The following is an 18,950-nucleotide window of genomic DNA, read 5'->3' as shown; positions in this document are numbered from 1 at the left end:
CAATTTCATTAAAACAGACTGCAATAAATATGACCGTCATCAATCTAATAAATGACTCTGCTTAGTTTATCTACGTCCAGAATATAAATGACTCCTTTCTTAATATCAATCAACTGCTCATCCCTGAAGTCTGACAAGGTACGGGCAAAGGATTCTTTCGCCACGCCGGCCAGTGCCGCCAGGTTACTTCTGCTAATGCGGATGCCTTCGTTGTTGTATTTCTTATTGACGGCAAGTAGTGTGTCCGCCGTCTTTTTCCTTAGTGAATCATAGGCCACTTTTAATAACTGTCCTTCTTTATCATCTACATTCTGGGCGAGGATCTTTATAAGCTGATTCTGGGCATAGTTGTTTTCAGTAACCATGCGGTCAAAGTCGGCATTCGGTATCACAGCCAGTTCTACATCGTCTACAGCTTCAGCGCTTTCGTGGTAGCTGGTTTTATTAATAATAGCCACATGTCCAAGAAAACCTTCATTATAAAGTGCAGTGATCAGTTCACGGCCATCTTCACATACCTTGAAAGTTTTAACTTTTCCTTTTAAGATATAGAACAGACAGGAAGGATGATTACCCTCCTGGTAAATGAGTTGTTTGTTTTTATAATAACGGATATTCCGGTTTCGGATCAGGTCCTGCAAAGGATCGTCCAGCAGGAGATTCCCCTTTTTTACTGCAGATTTTTTGAGTCTGCATTCTATCGAGTTTAACAGTTCCGATGATTCAAAGGGCTTGGTAATATAATCATCTGCACCAAGGTCCATGCCTCTCCGAACCTCTGCCCGGTCGGACCTCGACGTTAGAAAAATAAATGGAATACTACTGGTTTCCTTATTATTGTTCAATACCTGGAGGACGACAAACCCATCTAAAATGGGTAAAGTCAGGTCACAAATAATAAGGTCAGGATGTTTTTCTTCAGCAAGCAATATCCCCTCTTTACCGTCAACTGCCTCTAGTACCGTATAATTTGCAAGCCCAAGTATTTCAACAATTTCCTCCCGTACAGCAGTGTTATCTTCGATAACAAGAATAGTAGACATACAGCTGTGGATTTTTTTGAGTTCACTCAAAACTACGCACAATCGCAGACCTATTAGTTGATGGCTGTCAACCAACAAGGAAACAACTATCTATGATAAATATCAGTTAATATCATTAATATGACAGAAAATAGGGGTTGGTGAGTTCGGGCTTGTTATAAGTGAGTTCTTCTCTGACAGTGGTATGATATACGCCCCGGTTTGATGCGTTTAAGATAGCGTGTGCTGCAGCAGTGTCCCATTCCATAGTCGGGAAAAGCCGTGGGTACAGATCAGCTTTGTCTTCGAGCAGGAGCATGAATTTAAGAGAACTGCCCATGGAGGTAAGTGTAACGTTGGAGAATTGAGAAATGAATTGTTTTGTTTCGTCTGATAGATGAGAACGGGAAGCGATGATGGTGATAGAAGGTTTAATTAATAGCTCCTGTAAAGTACGCCTGGATTTTAAAGGAGGAATTGCGCGATCATTTTTATATACCCCCGTTTCCTCACTTCCATAATAAAGATCTCCCAATACAGGGGCATAAACCACGCCTCCCACAGGTCTATTATGATGCATCAATGCTATATTGACGGTGAATTCTCCATTTTTACTGATAAACTCCTTAGTACCATCCAGCGGGTCTATCAACCAGTAATATTCCCATGCAGATCTTGTTTGAAAATCCTGGTGTTTGCCTTCCTCAGATAAAACAGGGAGATCCGTCTGTGCTAATATTTGGGAGATAATGGTGTGAGCAGCTTTGTCAGCAGCCGTAACGGGAGATTCGTCTGCTTTTTTTTCAGTATCGAAATTATCCGAATGGTATATATCTAAAATAGCCTTTCCTGCCTCAATAGCAGCCTTATTTGCGATTTCTAATAATTGCCTCATCATGCGGCAAAGATAGAAAAGAGTGGGTAGAGAAATCCACCCACCGTAACCTTTGGAACAAAATGCTGTATGAACTTCAAATCGAAGCATTTAGCACCTAAAAGTAACCAGCATTTCGCTCCTGAAACGATAATGACCATCACATCTTCACGGGTAATCAGTCAATCATTACCGCTATTGAAATCATTTTTATTCCAGCACGTCCAGGCATTGCATGGTTTTGTATCCGGCAGCAACCTTTCTACCTTTCACTGTTTTAGTTAATAAGAAATTGACCGTGTTTCCAATTATTGTCAGACATGCAATAAAGGAGATTGCTTTGATGTACTTTTTCATGATGTACAGGTTTACAATATGAAGTTACCACGGGTATAGATGGCGGGAAATGATGGCAGGCAAGCAGTAGATTGATTAGGATCAGTCATGTATTTAGTTGATTTACAGCGAAATAAAAATATTTGCAACAATGTTTAATATTCATTGCTATATTTGCAACGCCGATGCAATAGACATAACGTTTATTTAAATCCAGACCTGCATCCAATGATGTTGCAGGCGGCAGGCGTACAAAATGCCTGAAAAAATGTGACTGCTTATGAATAAAGGATGGGATGCTATCGGAATTGGAGCATCATTAGCCTGTACCATACATTGTGTGGTATTACCTTTGATATTTACAACACTGACTTTGTGCGGCGTTGAGGTTATTGAGAACAAACTGCTGGAAGTACTGACGATTGTCTTATCCATGTGTGCAGGAAGCTGGGCTTTGATCAGTGGGTATCGCAAACACCACCACCGGTTGTCGCTGGTATTGTACTTCATTATTGGCTTACTATTGCTGATAGCAGGTAATTTTATGCATGGACAGTTTGCCGGGATCCTGTGTAAATTAGCCGGCGCTGTATTAATCATTACCGCCCATGTCAGGAATATTCATTTCTGCAAACATTAATAGATGATTGCTGGCAGGGGTCGATTAAGTTATCTATAAACTGTAATTGCCCCTGCAGCCTGTAATTTGTAACAATAGGCTGCCTGACTAAATTCAAAATGATACACTACTTTGTAACTTGTAATTTGCAATTCTGATTTTCAACTCCTACCTTTGCACCCTATTCTACTAATAAGTCCAACATGAAATTTGCATTCAGAACAGCCGTCTTAAGACACCAGATGTAACTACCCGGTTACATTGTTCTGATCTATTCAATATCTGCACTCTCTTTTATTCTCTTATCTGATTCCGCAAGGGATTACCTATTGCCGTTTTTCATGAAACTGAAAGAAATCTCAGCATTCTTATGCATTTACATTATCTGGGGTACCACCTTCTTAGGCATTTCCTATGCACTCAAAGGGTTTCCACCATTTATCCTATTAGGACTACGATTCACTACCGCAGGGGTTCTGCTTTTATCCTGGCTGATATATAAGGGTGAAAAGCCAGCTGGCTTCGAAACCTGGAAACAAAACAGCATTTCCGGCATCTTAATCCTCACCATGGGTATCGGTAGTCTGACCTATGCGGAACAATACATCACCTCCACAGAAGCAGCGATTGTAGCTGCACTGGAACCCTTCTGGTTTATGCTCATCGACAAAAAAAGCTGGAAATTCTACTTTGCGAATAAGATATCCGTCCTTGGAATTATCATTGGTTTTGCAGGACTCCTGATCTTTTTCAGAGATAGTCTGGCAGTGCAGGCAGGCATGGATCATGGCAGAACAGTAGGTTTTATGGTCATGATCTTTGGAACGATTGTATGGGTATTGGGTGCATTTCATTCCAAAAAACCGACCAAAGCCTCACTACTGATGAACGTTTCACAACAACTGTTTATCGGTGGCGTAATTAGCTTAATCATCGCCACAGTACAGGGAGAATGGCACGTTATTCAATGGGGAGCGATTCCATTGGCATCCTGGAGTGCGCTGGTATACCTCATTTTCTTTGGTTCGATATTGGCCCATTTGTCTTTTATCTGGTTGTTATCCATCAAGCCTCCTGCTATGGTAAGCACACACACGTTTATAAACCCTATCGTAGCGGTACTGGCGGGCACCCTGATTGCAGGCGAAGCCCTCTCTTTCGGTCAGGCTATTGGCATAACCGTTATTGTAATAGGGGTGGCGATGAATAACCTGACACAATTCAAATTGGACCCGTCAGCCGCCTAAATTTAACCGGCATGCCTTAAGTATGTTGCAGTAAGCAGATACCGGCAATTGGTGCTATGCCGGACCTAATGCCCAGTTACAGGAACCATTACCGGGTACTGTAACTGGATGTTTTTTTGGGAGTATTTCATAATTACTACTGGCATTAGCTGACCTGCCGGGATGATGGATGCAGGCCCCTAATCCGCTGTAAGTTGATAAACTTTAACAATTCTATATCAACCGGCTGAAATCCATTTCCCAGTACCTGCAGCGCCACACTCACCGCAAAAATAGCTACCATGCTTACTTTTGCACCTATTTTCATACATTTCACAGGCACAAGCTACATGGTGATTTTGTAGAAGTGTTGGAAGCCCAATCCAGAATTTCTACCAAATTGGGTTTCAATTTTGTACTTCAACTAAGTAGCATATGAAAAAGTGGTTCCTATTTTATTTTTGTACCTGCTTTATCTCATTATTATATGGCCAGACAAGGGATAGCATCATTGTTCGTCCTTATCCTGCATTTACAGTCCGGCAGCTCAGTCTACCATTAACATTAGCTGTTTTAGGCATCTCTGCCAACGGCAATGGCAACGAGGGATTCAAAAAGGAAGTAGTAGAGGAAAGGAATGAAATGATGCCAAAGTTCCATACCAGTATAGACAATTACCTTCAGTTTGCACCGCTGGCCATCGCTTATGGGCTGGATGCTGCGGGAATAAAATCAAAAACAGACCTGCTGAACCGATCGGCTATCCTTGTGAAAGGCGAGCTGCTCATGCTGGGATCTGTCTATGTACTGAAAAAATACACACATCAGCTTCGCCCGGATGGATCGACTTATAACTCCTTCCCTTCCGGACATACAGCACAGGCATTTGCCGCTGCCACCCTGCTCAGTGAAGAATATAAAGACCGGTTTCACTGGATGCCTTATGCTGCCTATGGATTAGCCAGTAGCGTAGGCATGCTTAGAATGGCGAATAACCGCCATTACATTTCTGATGTATTGCTGGGTGCCGGTATCGGGATTCTTTCTATGAAGGTGGCTTATTGGACCCATCAATATAAATGGGGAAAGCGCACTCAGGCTACTAACCTTGAAAATCCGTAATAATGTCATACGCATCATTGTTGGTGAAAATAGAGTCCCACGTACGTAATCTATTTGCCATCCATATGCAGCCCTACCTGGTTTACCACAATCTATCCCATACAGAGAATGTGGTAAGGTATACTGCTAAATTGTCGGAATTCTACAACCTGAAACCACATTGTCATTTCATTATTATGGCAGCTGCATGGTTTCATGATACAGGGCATCTATTCGGAGAGATAGAAGGTCACGAAGCCCGTAGTGCGGCACTCATGGAACAATACCTGGGGGATACAATCTCTGAAATTTACAGAAGCGATATTCGTCAATGCATCATGGCTACCAAAATGCCGGTGCATCCTGGCAATGTACTGGAAATGATAATCTGTGATGCAGACACCTGGCACCTTGGCACTACAGATTTTTTCGGGGAGGACCATAAAGTATGGCAGGAAGTCGAAGCAAGAAAAGGAAAAATATTTGATAATAAACCTGCTTTAAGTCTCAGGTTTATAGAGCAGCATATGTTTTTCACTTCTTATTGTATCCAACATTTGTCTGAAGGAAAAAGAGAAAATGTAAAGCGGCTACATGAATCAATACATGGATAATACCGAATCATCACAACCCCATATACAAAAAAACGCGGACAAAAGAATCTGTCCGCGATTTCATGCTGGTAAGGGTTGCTAATTATTAAGAGACGATCAACTCATCCTGTATTGCCAGCACACCAGGAGTGGACCATACAGCTCTTTCAACATCGGACCGTTCGCTCCAGGAACGAACTTTCCCTTTCAACACAACAGTTCTGTCTTTCGTTTCTATTTTAATATTATTTGCTTCAATGTTAGCATCTCTGGTCAAAGCCTTCCTGATATTATCTTTCAGGATATAAACGGATGGACCTGGAGTAATACGCAGCTTATTTATGACACTACGCACCCCCTGGAGGTTTTTCACGGCATTGAAGGCGGCATCCCGTTGATATTGCCATTCCAGTTCCCCTTCCAGGGTAATGACGCCATTATCTACCTGTAACCGGACCCTTTCTTCCGGAACAAAGTTTGTCCATTTCAGTGCATCCAGTGCTACCTGTGCAAGAGATGCATCGGTTTTATGATCTATAGTGCCAGGGAACACTACCTCCAGTTCCACTGCTACTGCTTTTACATCTTTTACTCTTTTCACAGCATCCTCTGCCGCATTTTTTTTGCTATAACTATCCACTGTCCCACTTAAAGTAACGATACCACTTTTTACAGCCACTCCAATTTCTGCTGCTTTTAGTATAGGATCCCATTGCAGTTCATCCTGCACATCTTCCTGAATTTGCAAATCGCTTTTCATGATAATGATTTTTGGGTGAATGAATAACTTTATGATTAACTGGTTATTCTAAATTACCTCATATGCGATCCATAAACATTAATATTCGTCAATTCAAATATTAACATCGGGCATCGATAACCACTAAGATTTTCTTATGATCGTAAAAATTTGCTGACTGATTTGATTTGTATACCGAATGAAAAAGCAGGCAGAAAATTCTGCCCGCATACCAAGTCTAAAAAACCAAATTATAATTCTAATTCAAGCTCATCTTTAATGACAGATACACCTGGTGTGGACCAGACAGCCTGCTCAACCTCTTCTTTTTCCCGCCAGGAACGCACTTTACCTTTAAGTATAATTGTCTTTCCCTCTGTTATAAAGTCAATATTATCCGCTTCAATATTAGCCATTCGTTGCAAGGCTTTTTTGATATTAGTTTTCACCAGGGTAGTGGATGGTAGTGGAGTAAGGCGAACCAGGTTAGTGACGCCCCTGACTCCCTGCAGGTCTTTGACGGCATCCAAAGCAGCATCGCGCTGGTATTGCCACTGCACTTCGCCTTCCAGGGTGATATATCCATTTTCTACTTCCAGGTGAATATGATCTTTAGGTACAAGACTGCTCCAGGACAGTGCATCAACTGCCGCTTTTGCAATATCTGCATCAGAATGCCTGTTACTGCTCGGGTATACAACTTCTATATCCATCGCTACGGCTTTGACATCTTTGATTCTTTTTACGGCATGTTCTGCAGCTATTTTTTTGCTGAGACTGTCCACCGTACCACTCAATGTTACAACGCCATTCCTGACAGCTACACCTATTTCAGCAGCCTCCAGTGAAGGCACCCATAGGAGTTCATCCTGCACATCCTGTTGCAATAAAAAATCACTTTTCATAATTTTTCATTTTTAGAGTGAATAAATATTTGTTCAAAGCGCTTCCACTCCCTCCCGGTTATGGCATTCTTTCTTTTTCCTTATATCGGAGAGTATTTTTTTACCTTTTTCTGTCTTTGCAAGGAAGGCGCCCAAAGCGGCACCGGCAAAGACTACAGAAACAATAACAGAAAAGGCTTTTTGATAATTTTTCATATTTGGGGAGTTTAGGTGAATAATATTAAAGGTAACAGAAATGAAAAATTACAACATTGACATCTCTCAATTTATTTATTGACTTTCGTACATATACAGGGTGGAATATACTTCGGATAAATCCCATTTTCATTTATAATACAAGCACTGCAGCACCATTGATTTTTCCAGACCTGAGGTCACTCAGCGCTTCATTCGCTTCTTCCAGTTTATACAGCTGTACGGTAGTTTTAACAGGCACCTGTGGTGCTACCTGCAATAACAATTCTCCATCCTGCCGGGTTAAATTCGCGACGGATTGAATCGCTCTTTCTTCCCAAAGGTGACTATATGGGAAAGATGGTATATTACTCATATGTATGCCTCCGCAAATCAACTGTCCCCCCTTATCCAGGTTCAGCAAAGCTAAAGGGATCAATGCTCCGTCTGTTGCAAATATAATGGCAGCATCCAGCTGAACGGGGGCTTTACCGGTGGAATCACCCGCCCATTTTGCACCATTATCCAGTGCAAACATTTGTGAAAGGATATCACCAGGTTTAGTAAATGCGTAGATATTTTTCTTTTTAAATACTGCAATTTGTGTAAGAATATGAGCCGCTGCCCCAAAACCATAAATGCCAATATTCTCCGCATTGTCACGGATCATATTCCATGCGCGGAAGCCTATAAACCCTGCACAGAGTAAAGGCGCACCAGACCCATTCGCATACATAGCCGGCATGTGGAAACAATATTGCTCATAGGCCACTGTATACTCAGCATAACCTCCATTCATTGTATATCCGGTAAACATTGCATGTATACATAAATTCTCCTGGTGTCGTTTACAATACCTGCATTCATTACAGGTATACGCCAGCCATGGTACACCGACAATGTCTCCAACAGCAAATGACCTTACACTTTTCCCCACCTGGATTACCATACCTATAATCTCATGACCAGGTATAAGAGGTAATTTCGGATGTGCCAGCTCCCCATCCACTATATGCAGATCAGTCCTACATATACCGCAGGCGATCACTTTTAAAAGCACCTGACTATCTCCCGGAACGGGCATGTCCATCACTGTGGGAACCAGTGGAGTGCCCACCCTCCGGAGCACCATAGCCTTCATCTGATTCATACCTGTAATTTTGAAATCATTATCCATAAATAAGCAGGCAGAATATTCTGCCTGCATGTTCAAGTTTAAAAAAAACCATACTTATATGTCTACTTCAATAAGGATTATTAAAAATTAAGCAGGTGGATTAATCCACCCGCATTCATATCATCTTATATACCAGATTGCTGTTATCGACTGCATACTTCACATCTTCATGAAGTATTACGATAGCAAATTAATAAAGAGCGCCTTCAAAAACATTAACACTCGTCAATCATACAATTTTAATGTATGACCAAACTCAATAAATCATGACCGCCAATATCATTTTATTTTTTTCAACGCTGTTATAATTTAATAACAATAAATACACCCTGGCCATGACATACCTGAATCACGAAATATCCGGACCGGACTACTTATCCGCAGGTGCTGACCCAAGGGGTTGATTGCTGGCTGAACCTGCCGGTCAGGAACACCTTTATATGCGTTGTTAGGTGTAAACAGATCTTCATAACTATTAAAAACCATTACCATGAATCATTCATTATCACACACACAGCGTCGCTTCAGGCGTTATTGGGGGCTTTCATTTACTATCGGCATTCTTTTTATGCTTGCAGGAGCAGGGATGATCTTATTACCTTTCAAGGCATATTATATCCTAAGCGTGATTTTCAGTATCACATTTATCATTAATGGAATTACAGAAATCACAATGGGAATTCTGGTAGAAGAATTTCTTGAGAGCCGGAGCTGGCGGATTGCAGGGGGTGTCACAGACCTATTCATTGGAGTCATCATTTACCCGGAACTATCCATTCATGGTCTTGCTTACCTGCTGGCCATCTCCCTGATATTTCGGTCCATCATGATGATGGGATTGTCATTCAGTTTGAGATTATATAACGGAGTTAGCTGGATGTGGCTATTTATGATAAGTATTTTATCACTTATCTTTTCCTTTTTGGTGATATGGGATCCTAATATAATGGAATTTAGTATCGCTACGTTCACAGGAATGGCATTTTGGGGGATTGGATTGTTCATGCTTATGTTTTCTTTCCGGCTGAAAAGAATAGAAATTCCCGGATAAAAAAAAGCTGCTTCAATGATAAGGTTGAAACAGCTTTTTAAAAAATTGAGTGAAATGGAAATTATGACATCACAACATTTGTTCCGGAATACAAGCCTGATTAATTTGTTCGATTCCTTTCAAAATGGCATCCGGCATATATGAAATGCTGGTGATACCATTCTTTACCAGGAAAAGAGCAATTTCGGGGAAGTCGCTGGCAGCCTGACCACAAAAGCCAACAGGTACAATTTTTTCATGCGCTTTCCGGATAGTTTCACCGATCATTTTAAGCACAGCCGGATCTTTTTCATTGAACAGGTCAGCTATCAGGGTGGCATCTCTGTCTATTCCCAATACAAGTTGGGTAAGGTCATTGGACCCTATGGAGAAACCATCGAATATAGCGGCCAGTTTTTCAGCCATAATTACATTGGACGGTATTTCTATCATCACATATACTTCAAGCCCGTTTTGACCCCTCTTAAGGCCTAACTCAGCCATATATTCCAGTACCCTCTCCCCTTCTTCTACCGTACGGCAGAATGGGATCATCACTTTCACATTCGTAAAGCCCATTTCATCTCTTACTTTTTTGATGGCAGCACATTCAAGTTTGAAGCCATCTTTATATAGATCATGACAATACCTGGATGCGCCCCTGAATCCGAGCATAGGATTAGGTTCTACCGGCTCAAACTGTTTTCCGCCTAACAGTGCAGCATATTCATTTGTTTTAAAATCACTCATGCGTACGATGACCTGCTTGGGGTAAAAGGCTGCTGCAATCGTGGCAATACCCTGTGACAGGCGATCTATAAAATAAGAAGTTTTATCCGGATAGGCGGCAGTGAGTTGTTCGATCTTTTCGCGGGCTGCCTGGTCTTTCAATTCATTATACTTTACCAGTGCCATAGGATGTACTCCTATAAAGGATGCAATAATAAATTCCATCCGCAGCAATCCTACACCGGCATTTGGATAAAAGGACAACCTGAAAGCCTGGGCCGGGTCGCTGATAATAAGCATAGGTAATACAGTTTCAGGAATGGTAATACTCTCCAGGTCCTGTTTCTCTTCATGGAATGGCAGGATACCCTCATAAACAAATCCCGTATCTCCTTCGCAACAGGATACAGTGATGTCCTGCCCATCCCGGATAATAGTGGTGACATCTTTACATCCTACAATGGCCGCGATGCCAGTTTCGCGGGCTACGATGGCAGCATGACTGGTGCGCCCGCCGGTGTTGGTGAGCAGTGCGCCGGCTTTCTTAAAAACGGGGTCCCAGTCAGGGCTGGTGGTATTGGTGACTACGATATCGCCAGTTTTTATCTGCCACGCATCGGCAGGTGAAGATAATAAACGGGCTTTCCCGGCTACCACTTTATTGCCAATGGCAAGTCCCTGGGCCAGGATATTTCCTTTCTTTTCCAGGTGCCAGGCAGATAAATATCTTTTCTTTTGGCGGGAATGGACGGTTTCCGGACGTGCCTGTACAATGTACAGCTTACCATCAATACCATCTTTTGCCCATTCTATATCCATTGGCCGGCCGTAATGTTCTTCTATTTTGATGGCCCAGTCGGCCAGTTGTGATATTTCTTTGTCAGTGAGCACCATTTCCTGCTGTCTGGCTGTAGACACCGGTATATTTTCCAGTGCCCCGCCATTTTCTGCAAAACAAAGCATCTTATCTTTGCTCCCTATATTCTTCCGGATAATGGCGCGCGTGGGTTTGAACACAAAGTACTCATCGGGTACCACAGTACCCTGTACAATGTTTTCACCCAATCCCCAGATACCACTTATTAATACGATATCCCTGAACCCAGAATCAGGCTCCAGCGTAAAGCAGACACCGGATGCAGCCAGATCAGACCTGACCATGAGTTGTACGCCCACAGACAATGCCACCTTTTCATGTTTAAAACCATTATCTTCCCGATATTTGATAGCTCTGTCTGTATACAGGGAAGCATAACACTTTATAATTGCTTTGATAAGGTCATCTTCACCCCTGATATTTAAAAATGATTCATGCTGCCCCGCGAAACTTGCATTGGGAAGATCTTCAGCAGTAGCACTGCTTCTCACCGCCACCGCTTTACTCTCATTTCCGCATAGATGGCGGTATGCACCCAGAATGTCAATGACTACCTCCTCCGGCAGGTTAGCCCTGAGGATCATTTTTCTTGCCGCCTCACCTTTTTCTGCCAGGTTGGTCCAACCCTTCCGGTCCAACTCCATCATCAGCTGCTGCAGGGGTTCCCACAAATTATTATAATCGAGAAAGGACCAGAATGCAAAAGCGTTGGTAGCAAAACCATCCGGTACGTTAATACCTTCCTGGCGAAATGCATTGTATAACTCCCCGAGTGAGGCATTTTTACCTCCCACCTCCGGTACATCCTTTAACCCTATACCTGAAAAATGCATAATAAAGCTTTCCATCTCTTTGCTATTTATTGTGAGCGATAAAAAGTGGCCATTGATGTTCCTTAACCAATAGATCTGCCATACTTGCTTTGAAAAGCATGGATAATGCATTTCGCTGGTAAGCGCCTAAAATTAACAGGGATTCTTTATCCTGTTTTCGGAGGAACAGGGGGATTTCCAAATCCGGCTGGCCTGTAAGAGATATAAAACCGGCATGTGGGGCATGCAGGGATACCAGTTCTTTAATCAGCAATTTGTCTGCCTCTATTCCTTCCTCGCCAGGCATCTTTGCTGAAAGCACATCCAAAGGCAGTTCACTCAGAACAGGTAGAATATAATTAAACATTTTGAACGCATATATCGAAACAGGTGACCCATCATGCAACCAGTATACTCTCCTGATATCTGTAAAATGCCTGGGCAATAATAAAACCGGGCACCTGGTACCTGCCAGAATTTCCCTTACAAAGTGAGTAGGAGATTCTTCTGTATACCTGGTCATAGATTCGCTGGCATCAATGAGCAACAGATCTGCATAACGGCTCTCCTTTAGCAGATCGCGTACTGCCAGTTGTTTATCCCGGTGCACCATGTAGGCGATCCCTGCATCTTTACAGGCATTTTCAAACCGGTCTACAGCCGCATCCCGCTCATGCCGGTCTTCTGCTACAAGATGTTTAACACTATCCAGGGCATATTCTTTTTCACTGTACAACTGGTAGATGCCACGGCTTGAATACGTCATATCTTCCAGGAAAACACCTGTGATCATGGCATTGTGTTGAATGCCCATTTTCACAGCATATTTCAGGGTGCTGTCTGAGAACTTTAAGCCATCAAAAACAGCCAGTATCTTTTTCATAACCAACAATTCAATTGTGAGCAATAAACACTGCCTGACTAATCACTTTAATAACCGGGTTAGCATGACTGGGACTAAAGAAATTTGAAATCATACTCCGTCCGTAAGCGCCCATTACTACGATGGATTTATTCCTGTCAAGCAATAATTCCACGAGTCCCATTTTTACATTTCCTTCTGAAGAGAGAAAGTCGAGGTAATTGTAATGAGCATGCATCCATTCCCTGAATTTATAGCGTTCTTCAGGACTTACTTCTTCAGGGTTCACGCTCACTACCACAGTTTTGAGTTCTTTGAGTTGGGGGAAGAGGTAGGTAAATTGTTTAATAGCATGAATAGAAGATGGCTTACCATCGTAAGTGAATACGATTTCCCCGACGCCGTTAAAACTTTCCGGTATGAGCATAACAGGGCATTCAGCATTGCTCATGACATCTTTCACAAAATCGGTGGGTGTACCTTCGTTATTCGCGCTGAAGGTAGTAGTGACATCCAGGAGCAACAGATCGGCATACCTGCTTTCCAGGATTATTTCAGCCAGGGGATTGCCACGATCCCGGTGCACGGCACAATCAATGCCTTTAGTTTCGCAGGCAGTTTTGAAGCGTTGAATATTTGTATCACAGGTATGTTGCTTCAGCGACAAAGTTTCTTCTGTCACATTGAGCCCGGCATTGACAGCAGCAGTTCTTATCATACTCTCTGTACGCATTTCTAATTCATCGTTTTCAAGAAAAACAGCAAGAAGCTTCGATTGGGCCAGTCCACAGATATACCCTGCAAATTCCAGGTTTTCAAGATGCAGGTTAAGCGCATCTGTTACATACAAAATCTTTTTCATAACAATGAGGATTTCGGATAAAGATGTCAGCCCTGTGAAGGGCTGACACCATGAATACATTACTGAATCGCTACATGTTGTACACCATTAGCTTTCCTTGCCTCTTCAGTCTTTGGCAGGTATAATTTTAATATACCATCTTTGTATTTTGCTTCCACTTTATCTTTGACTACACTGGCAGGCAGTCTGAAGCTCCGGGAAAAACTGCTGTAATTATACTCCTGCCTGGCTGGAGTTTCTTCAGATTCTTCTTTTTCAGCACTGATAGTCAGCACATCATTATCAATATCGATCCTAAAATCGTCCTTATCCATACCAGGAGCAGCCACAGTCAGCTTAAACTGATCTTTTTCCTCTGCAATATTTACTGCCGGAACAGTAGCGGTAAATGTTCTGCCGCCGCCATTAAAATCAAAGAAATCCTTCCAGGGTTTAAAATAATCATCGAATACGGATGGCAGGATGGAAGTTGCCTTAGTTAATTCTTTAGACATAGTTACCTCCTTATTTTTAAAAATTGTGAAGAATATTGGGATTATTATAGTTTCTAAATTTTCAGGGTCGTTTACGATATGAAATTACATCTTGTCTGGCACTGGAAACAATGATCCGAAGTACGAAAAATAGTGATTTCCATCACCATGCAGCCATGGTCACCGTAGCATTGTTCAATACCTGCTGAAATAATTTCTCTACATCTTCCGGCTGGCACAAAGCCGTTCCGGGGTGCAGTGTGGCTGCCGTTCCGCAGGCAATGCCATACCGTACAGCGCCTAAAAATCCCGCACCTTTTGAAAGTTTATATACAATACCTGCAAGCATTGCATCGCCAGCCCCTACGGTACTCACTGATTTCACGAGCGGAGCAGGAATCATGACCTGCTCATCTTTTGTAACCAGTATAGCACCGGCAGCACCCAATGATACCACTACAGCCGCGCTCTGGCCTCTGTTAATGATTTGCCTGGAAGCCATATACACATCCTGTTCTGTAAGGCGAGAATTGCCTATTAACAATCCCAGTTCGTTGAGATTGGGTTTGATAAGATATACGCCTTCTTTCAGCGCACTTACCAGCGCCTCACCTGATATATCTACTATTAATTTTGCTCTCCTTTTTTTAACTATGCCGGCAATCTCTCCCATTACTTCAGGCGGCATGCCGGGAGGCAAACTACCGCTTACCACGATAAAATCATCTGCTGCACATTTACCTATTATTTCAAGACAGGGCTGCCATTCTTTTTCACTGACAGTGGGTCCTGGCATACCGAAGCGGTATTGCTGATTAGTAGACACATCCATTACCACGAGGTTCTCCCTTGTTTTGCCACTGATGGTAACATTGATAGCATCCAGGTGTTCCTTTTCGATCAAAGAAGAAAAAAAACGGCCGGTATACCCACCGGAAAGATAAACGGCGGTAGCATGGCCACCCAGGTTCCTGATAGCCCTCGCAATATTTACGCCTCCCCCACCCGGCTCAAATACAGGCGGTGAACAGGCCAGTTTCTTTTCAGGTACCAGGTGGTTAATAGTGGTACTTTTGTCAATTGCCGGATTAAAAGTGAAGGTGATGATACGATTCATAACACTGGGTTTAAAGTTTTATTTTATTGTATACGTCGTCATAAAAACAGACTTTCCCTTTTCCATCTGGCCAGGCTACTTCATATAGAATAAATAGTGGAATTTTATGTTTCAGGGGGAAGATCAGCTGTCCGCTGTCAGTAGCTAATTCACATACCCTGGTGGCAGCATTGGCAAGGAACGGATGTAATGCCGGTTCCAGCATTTCTGCCAGGGAATCTACATCTTCTACCCGGATACACCCATGACTGAAATACCGGCTGTTGAACATGAAGTAGCTTTTATTGGGCGTATCATGCAGATAGGTGCTGTAAGGGCTAAAAAAATTGAGTTTGATGATGCCCAGCGCATTGTCACATCCAAACAGCTGCCGTAATGTGTATGGAAAATTCCTGCTGTTCAGCTGCTGCCATTTGATGGTGGACGGATCTAATACCCTGCCGGCTTTGTCCAGCACCTGGTAATTACCGTAGTCCAGGTAGTCAAGTGGTGCAGATTGAATAGCAGGTAATAATTCATTTGCGGCGATGCTATGCGGTACATTCCAATATGGGAATAATATTACCTCATGTATGCTGCTGGCCATTGGTGTGGTAGGCGTAGCGGGTTTGCCCACAATACATCGCGTGTAGAACAGGACTGAATCTTTAGATAAATAAATAAGATTTGCCGCCGGAATATTAACGATGATCACAGGCTGTTCCTCTTGAATACAATCCAGCCACCGAAACGTATTTAAAGCATGCTTTAGTTCGTACAACCGCTTTTCTATAGGTATATTCAATTCCTCCAGTATACCAGGACGGATTGTACCATCTTCCAGCATTTCAAACATTCCTTGTGCTAACCTTAGTTTATTCCTGAGGGTATCTTCGTGAATGGTATAGTCAAGGGTATCTGTAATACCCAGTTGAAATAATCTTTCGATAAGGGGGTGATTGGTGGTATCAAGCTTATCACTGATGACTGGGGGGAATTTATTAATTTTACGATTTTCCAGTACGGCAATCTTTTTTTTCAGCTCTCTATACATCGTACTGTGCGGCTCCAACATTTCTGGTAGTGTCGCAAACCGGTCTTCTGCAATAGCAGTCAATAGACTGTCCCGGATATTCAAACAGGAGGGATAATAGTTAATTCCATTATAAGGCACGCGCACTTCCTGGCCACCATACACGATATCAGAAAAATAACTAATTGCAGCATTTGTCAATTCTTTTTCAATACTGGCCGTATCTACATTTTTCATCCCGGCAGTAAGCTGCTGCACCGTATTATAAGCATAGTCTTTTTCATTTAGGCCTGACAGCGAAGCCTGTGAGAAAAAGTAGCAAAGCCTGCGCAGGTTTACGGTATCCGTTAGCCAGCCTATATGCTGGCTACTGGCGGTCAATATGCCAAATGATAAAAATAATATAGTCAAAAAACCGTATTTCATATCCTATTTATTATGCGCGATAAAAACAGGATAACTGTTTTTATAAATTTCACTGGTACAAAAACTTCTCTTAAAAATTTCAGAAAATCCTGAACGGCCAAATGCACCTGTTACAAGAATCGGGTTTGGAATATCTTCCAGCCAGGTATGGAAATAATCCAATTTATGCAGCTCCAGCTCCTGAAGCGTAAGATCAGGGTAATGCCGGGCTGCCAATTCTTTAATATAATCTTCATCAGGCAGGGCATTATGGTGTTTTTGGGTAGCATATACCAACGTGTTATTCCCCTTACTTAGGTCGGGGAATAAATAGGCAAACATCTTAATTGCAAAAACAGATGACCTGGAGCCGTCATAAGCCAGAATTACATGATCGGGATAATTAAATTCTTCTGGAGCGACTATTACCGGGCATTCTGAATCATGAAGGATATCCCGGAAAAACTCATCTGCCAAATCCCCCTGAAGATTTTCATAAAAGGGCTGACTCCCAATAACCATCAGATCCGCGAACCTACTTTCCTTCTCCAGCTTTTGTATTGAATAGGGAGATAGGTCTTTATGTACGCGAAATTCTATACTATTCCTGGTACAGTCATCCTCAAACCTTTCAATCAATTCATCCACTTTACCTTCATCGATTTCAACCTGGGATGGTACATATATGCCCTCTCCGCCTAAAATATAGTTAGGTGGTATGAAACGTAATCCAGGTAAAAATACTCCGATCAGTAGTATCTTTTCACTTTCATCTATCTTCTTTACCAATTCATATGCTCCATTTGAATAATGAGTACCATCAAAGGCAAGAACAACTTTTCTCATGGCTTTTGAATTAACAGGGGATAATTAGGGGAACAACATAAAATTCGCAAGAACCCACCCCAATAAAAATGATACTGATCATACCGAATTTTGACATTTATGGAGGAGATAGTTGAAAGGTCAACGAAAAAAGTGACAAAAATCATTGATTTCAATAGGGTTAAGGAACTACCTTTCAGCTCGAATACAAATATATTCCACGGTTACGATTGCAGATTCTTTAATTTGTTACGATCCTTCAATGCAGGCAACATTGTGCTTTTTTCATAACCGATAAAATGAACAGTGAAAGAAAGGTAGTAACCGTAATTGCTATCTTTCTTCACAATCACTATCAAATCCCAATTATTTACCTCAAAAATTTTAATCATGAAGACAGATTATGAATTACAACAGGATGTGCAGGATGAACTGATGTGGGATCCTATACTCAACGCACCTGAAATAGGCGTTATTGTAAAGGATGGTGTGGTGACGCTGACAGGGATCGTTGATAATTTCAGCAAAAAAATAGCAGCAGAAAGTGCAGCCAAAAGAGTGAAAGAAGTAATAGCAGTAGCTGTAAATATTGACATTATTTTGCCGGGAAAACATCTCAGAACAGACGCCGAAATAGCAAAAGCTGCGTTCAATGCGCTGAAATGGTCCAATATCATTCCAGACGAAAAATTGATGCTACAGGTAGAAAACGGATATATATCTGTGGAAGGAGAAGTGGAATGGCAATATCAGAAAGATTCCGTAACGAGTGCGATAAAAGATCTTCAGGGAATAAAAGGGATTACAAACCTTATTCACGTAAAACCCAGACCAGGCAGCAAAATTATTAATAACAATATACGGAAAGCCCTGCAGCGGATCGCCAACCTGGAAGCAGACAAAATAAATGTAATGACTACAGGCAGCGATATCAAACTGACGGGTAATGTACATTCATGGCTTGAAAGGGCGGAGGTAGAAAGAGCAGTGTGGTCAACACCGGGTGTTACAGCTGTTCATGATGAACTTACTATTTCATAAATCCTTGTACCCGTGATAAGAAGACCCTGATCAAGCGCCCAATACATCTACAGGCCAGTCCGACACCGTCTCACGGACTGGCCATTTTTTCCAACAATGGGCTTTAATGATCCGGGCAATGCACGAATTCGATTCCTTA

The 18,950-nt window shown here is 42.2% G+C and carries 22 protein-coding genes; 6 read left to right on the top strand and 16 right to left on the bottom strand.

All coding sequences use genetic code 11. From position 1 onward, the window contains the following. Positions 1–44: 44 nt before the first annotated feature. From SIO70_RS19175 to SIO70_RS19165, 3 genes are all read right to left on the bottom strand, one after another. Positions 45–1,043: a response regulator gene (locus SIO70_RS19175; RefSeq protein WP_320573361.1), complete on the bottom strand. Its 999-nt coding sequence runs from the start codon at positions 1,041–1,043 to the stop codon at positions 45–47. 115 nt (positions 1,044–1,158) lie between these two features. After that, complete coding sequence (gene cysQ / locus SIO70_RS19170) at positions 1,159–1,920, bottom strand: 3'(2'),5'-bisphosphate nucleotidase CysQ (protein WP_320573359.1); 762 nt, start codon at positions 1,918–1,920, stop codon at positions 1,159–1,161. Positions 1,921–2,106: 186 nt separating this feature from the next. Further along, positions 2,107–2,253 (bottom strand): hypothetical protein, encoded by a 147-nt coding sequence (locus tag SIO70_RS19165; protein WP_179091245.1) that lies wholly within the window; start codon positions 2,251–2,253, stop codon positions 2,107–2,109. 259 nt (positions 2,254–2,512) lie between these two features. Here SIO70_RS19165 and SIO70_RS19160 point away from each other — a divergent pair, with 259 nt between their 5' ends. Continuing rightward, complete coding sequence (locus tag SIO70_RS19160) at positions 2,513–2,872, top strand: MerC domain-containing protein (RefSeq protein ID WP_320573357.1); 360 nt, start codon at positions 2,513–2,515, stop codon at positions 2,870–2,872. A gap of 320 nt (positions 2,873–3,192) precedes the next feature. Continuing rightward, positions 3,193–4,098, top strand: a complete 906-nt coding sequence (locus tag SIO70_RS19155; RefSeq protein ID WP_320573356.1) for an EamA family transporter — start codon at positions 3,193–3,195, stop codon at positions 4,096–4,098. A 145-nt stretch (positions 4,099–4,243) separates the two neighbouring features. Here SIO70_RS19155 and SIO70_RS19150 read toward each other — a convergent pair whose 3' ends face one another. Then, positions 4,244–4,405, bottom strand: coding sequence for a hypothetical protein (locus SIO70_RS19150; RefSeq protein WP_320573355.1), 162 nt, complete (start codon positions 4,403–4,405; stop codon positions 4,244–4,246). Between the two features lie 107 nt (positions 4,406–4,512). On the opposite strand from SIO70_RS19150, the gene SIO70_RS19145 reads away from it, so the two are divergent. Together SIO70_RS19145 and SIO70_RS19140 are read left to right on the top strand one after the other, a co-directional pair. Continuing rightward, positions 4,513–5,199 (top strand): phosphatase PAP2 family protein, encoded by a 687-nt coding sequence (locus tag SIO70_RS19145; RefSeq protein ID WP_320573353.1) that lies wholly within the window; start codon positions 4,513–4,515, stop codon positions 5,197–5,199. A gap of 2 nt (positions 5,200–5,201) precedes the next feature. Next, positions 5,202–5,792 carry a metal-dependent phosphohydrolase gene (locus SIO70_RS19140; RefSeq protein WP_320573351.1) on the top strand — a complete coding sequence of 197 codons (591 nt, stop codon included), beginning with the start codon at positions 5,202–5,204 and terminating at the stop codon, positions 5,790–5,792. An 85-nt stretch (positions 5,793–5,877) separates the two neighbouring features. On the opposite strand, the gene SIO70_RS19135 is transcribed toward SIO70_RS19140, so the two are convergent. The 4 genes from SIO70_RS19135 to SIO70_RS19120 form a co-directional block, all read right to left on the bottom strand. Further along, the gene (locus SIO70_RS19135) at positions 5,878–6,531 is read right to left on the bottom strand and encodes a BON domain-containing protein (RefSeq protein ID WP_320573349.1); all 654 of its coding nucleotides are present in this window, start codon (positions 6,529–6,531) and stop codon (positions 5,878–5,880) included. Positions 6,532–6,761: 230 nt separating this feature from the next. Next, on the bottom strand, positions 6,762–7,415 hold the full coding sequence (locus tag SIO70_RS19130) for a BON domain-containing protein (protein ID WP_320573347.1): 654 nt from the start codon (positions 7,413–7,415) through the stop codon (positions 6,762–6,764). A gap of 33 nt (positions 7,416–7,448) precedes the next feature. After that, positions 7,449–7,610 carry a hypothetical protein gene (locus SIO70_RS19125; RefSeq protein ID WP_320573345.1) on the bottom strand — a complete coding sequence of 54 codons (162 nt, stop codon included), beginning with the start codon at positions 7,608–7,610 and terminating at the stop codon, positions 7,449–7,451. A gap of 133 nt (positions 7,611–7,743) precedes the next feature. Then, entirely contained in the window at positions 7,744–8,739 is a 996-nt protein-coding gene (locus tag SIO70_RS19120; RefSeq protein WP_320573343.1) for a zinc-dependent alcohol dehydrogenase family protein, read from the bottom strand. 517 nt (positions 8,740–9,256) lie between these two features. Here SIO70_RS19120 and SIO70_RS19115 point away from each other — a divergent pair. Continuing rightward, a complete protein-coding gene (locus SIO70_RS19115) occupies positions 9,257–9,817 on the top strand; it encodes an HdeD family acid-resistance protein (protein ID WP_320573341.1) in 561 nt (186 codons plus the stop codon). Positions 9,818–9,886: 69 nt separating this feature from the next. Here the strand turns inward: SIO70_RS19115 and ppsA are convergent, their stop codons facing one another. From ppsA to SIO70_RS19075, 8 genes are all read right to left on the bottom strand, one after another. Beyond that, complete coding sequence (ppsA, locus tag SIO70_RS19110) at positions 9,887–12,250, bottom strand: phosphoenolpyruvate synthase (protein WP_320573339.1); 2,364 nt, start codon at positions 12,248–12,250, stop codon at positions 9,887–9,889. Positions 12,251–12,257: 7 nt separating this feature from the next. Then, a complete protein-coding gene (locus SIO70_RS19105) occupies positions 12,258–13,097 on the bottom strand; it encodes a universal stress protein (RefSeq protein WP_320573337.1) in 840 nt (279 codons plus the stop codon). Positions 13,098–13,107: 10 nt separating this feature from the next. Then, positions 13,108–13,938, bottom strand: a complete 831-nt coding sequence (locus SIO70_RS19100) for a universal stress protein (protein ID WP_320573335.1) — start codon at positions 13,936–13,938, stop codon at positions 13,108–13,110. 59 nt (positions 13,939–13,997) lie between these two features. Then, positions 13,998–14,432 carry an Hsp20/alpha crystallin family protein gene (locus SIO70_RS19095; RefSeq protein WP_320573333.1) on the bottom strand — a complete coding sequence of 145 codons (435 nt, stop codon included), beginning with the start codon at positions 14,430–14,432 and terminating at the stop codon, positions 13,998–14,000. A gap of 142 nt (positions 14,433–14,574) precedes the next feature. Next, positions 14,575–15,528 carry a 1-phosphofructokinase family hexose kinase gene (locus SIO70_RS19090; protein ID WP_320573332.1) on the bottom strand — a complete coding sequence of 318 codons (954 nt, stop codon included), beginning with the start codon at positions 15,526–15,528 and terminating at the stop codon, positions 14,575–14,577. Between the two features lie 10 nt (positions 15,529–15,538). After that, the gene (locus SIO70_RS19085; protein WP_320573330.1) at positions 15,539–16,966 is read right to left on the bottom strand and encodes a L,D-transpeptidase family protein; all 1,428 of its coding nucleotides are present in this window, start codon (positions 16,964–16,966) and stop codon (positions 15,539–15,541) included. A gap of 3 nt (positions 16,967–16,969) precedes the next feature. Further along, entirely contained in the window at positions 16,970–17,791 is an 822-nt protein-coding gene (locus tag SIO70_RS19080; protein WP_320573329.1) for a universal stress protein, read from the bottom strand. Positions 17,792–17,994: 203 nt separating this feature from the next. Next, on the bottom strand, positions 17,995–18,162 hold the full coding sequence (locus tag SIO70_RS19075; RefSeq protein ID WP_320573327.1) for a hypothetical protein: 168 nt from the start codon (positions 18,160–18,162) through the stop codon (positions 17,995–17,997). Here SIO70_RS19075 and SIO70_RS19070 point away from each other — a divergent pair. After that, the gene (locus SIO70_RS19070; protein ID WP_320573326.1) at positions 18,161–18,811 is read left to right on the top strand and encodes a BON domain-containing protein; all 651 of its coding nucleotides are present in this window, start codon (positions 18,161–18,163) and stop codon (positions 18,809–18,811) included. The genes SIO70_RS19075 and SIO70_RS19070 overlap by 2 nt on opposite strands. Positions 18,812–18,950 lie beyond the last annotated feature (139 nt).

Origin of the sequence: Chitinophaga sancti (genome assembly GCF_034087045.1) — a bacterium.
Taxonomy (GTDB): domain Bacteria; phylum Bacteroidota; class Bacteroidia; order Chitinophagales; family Chitinophagaceae; genus Chitinophaga; species Chitinophaga sancti_B.
Note: the sequence above shows the minus strand (reverse complement) of the source record. Positions and strands in the feature narration are given on the sequence as shown.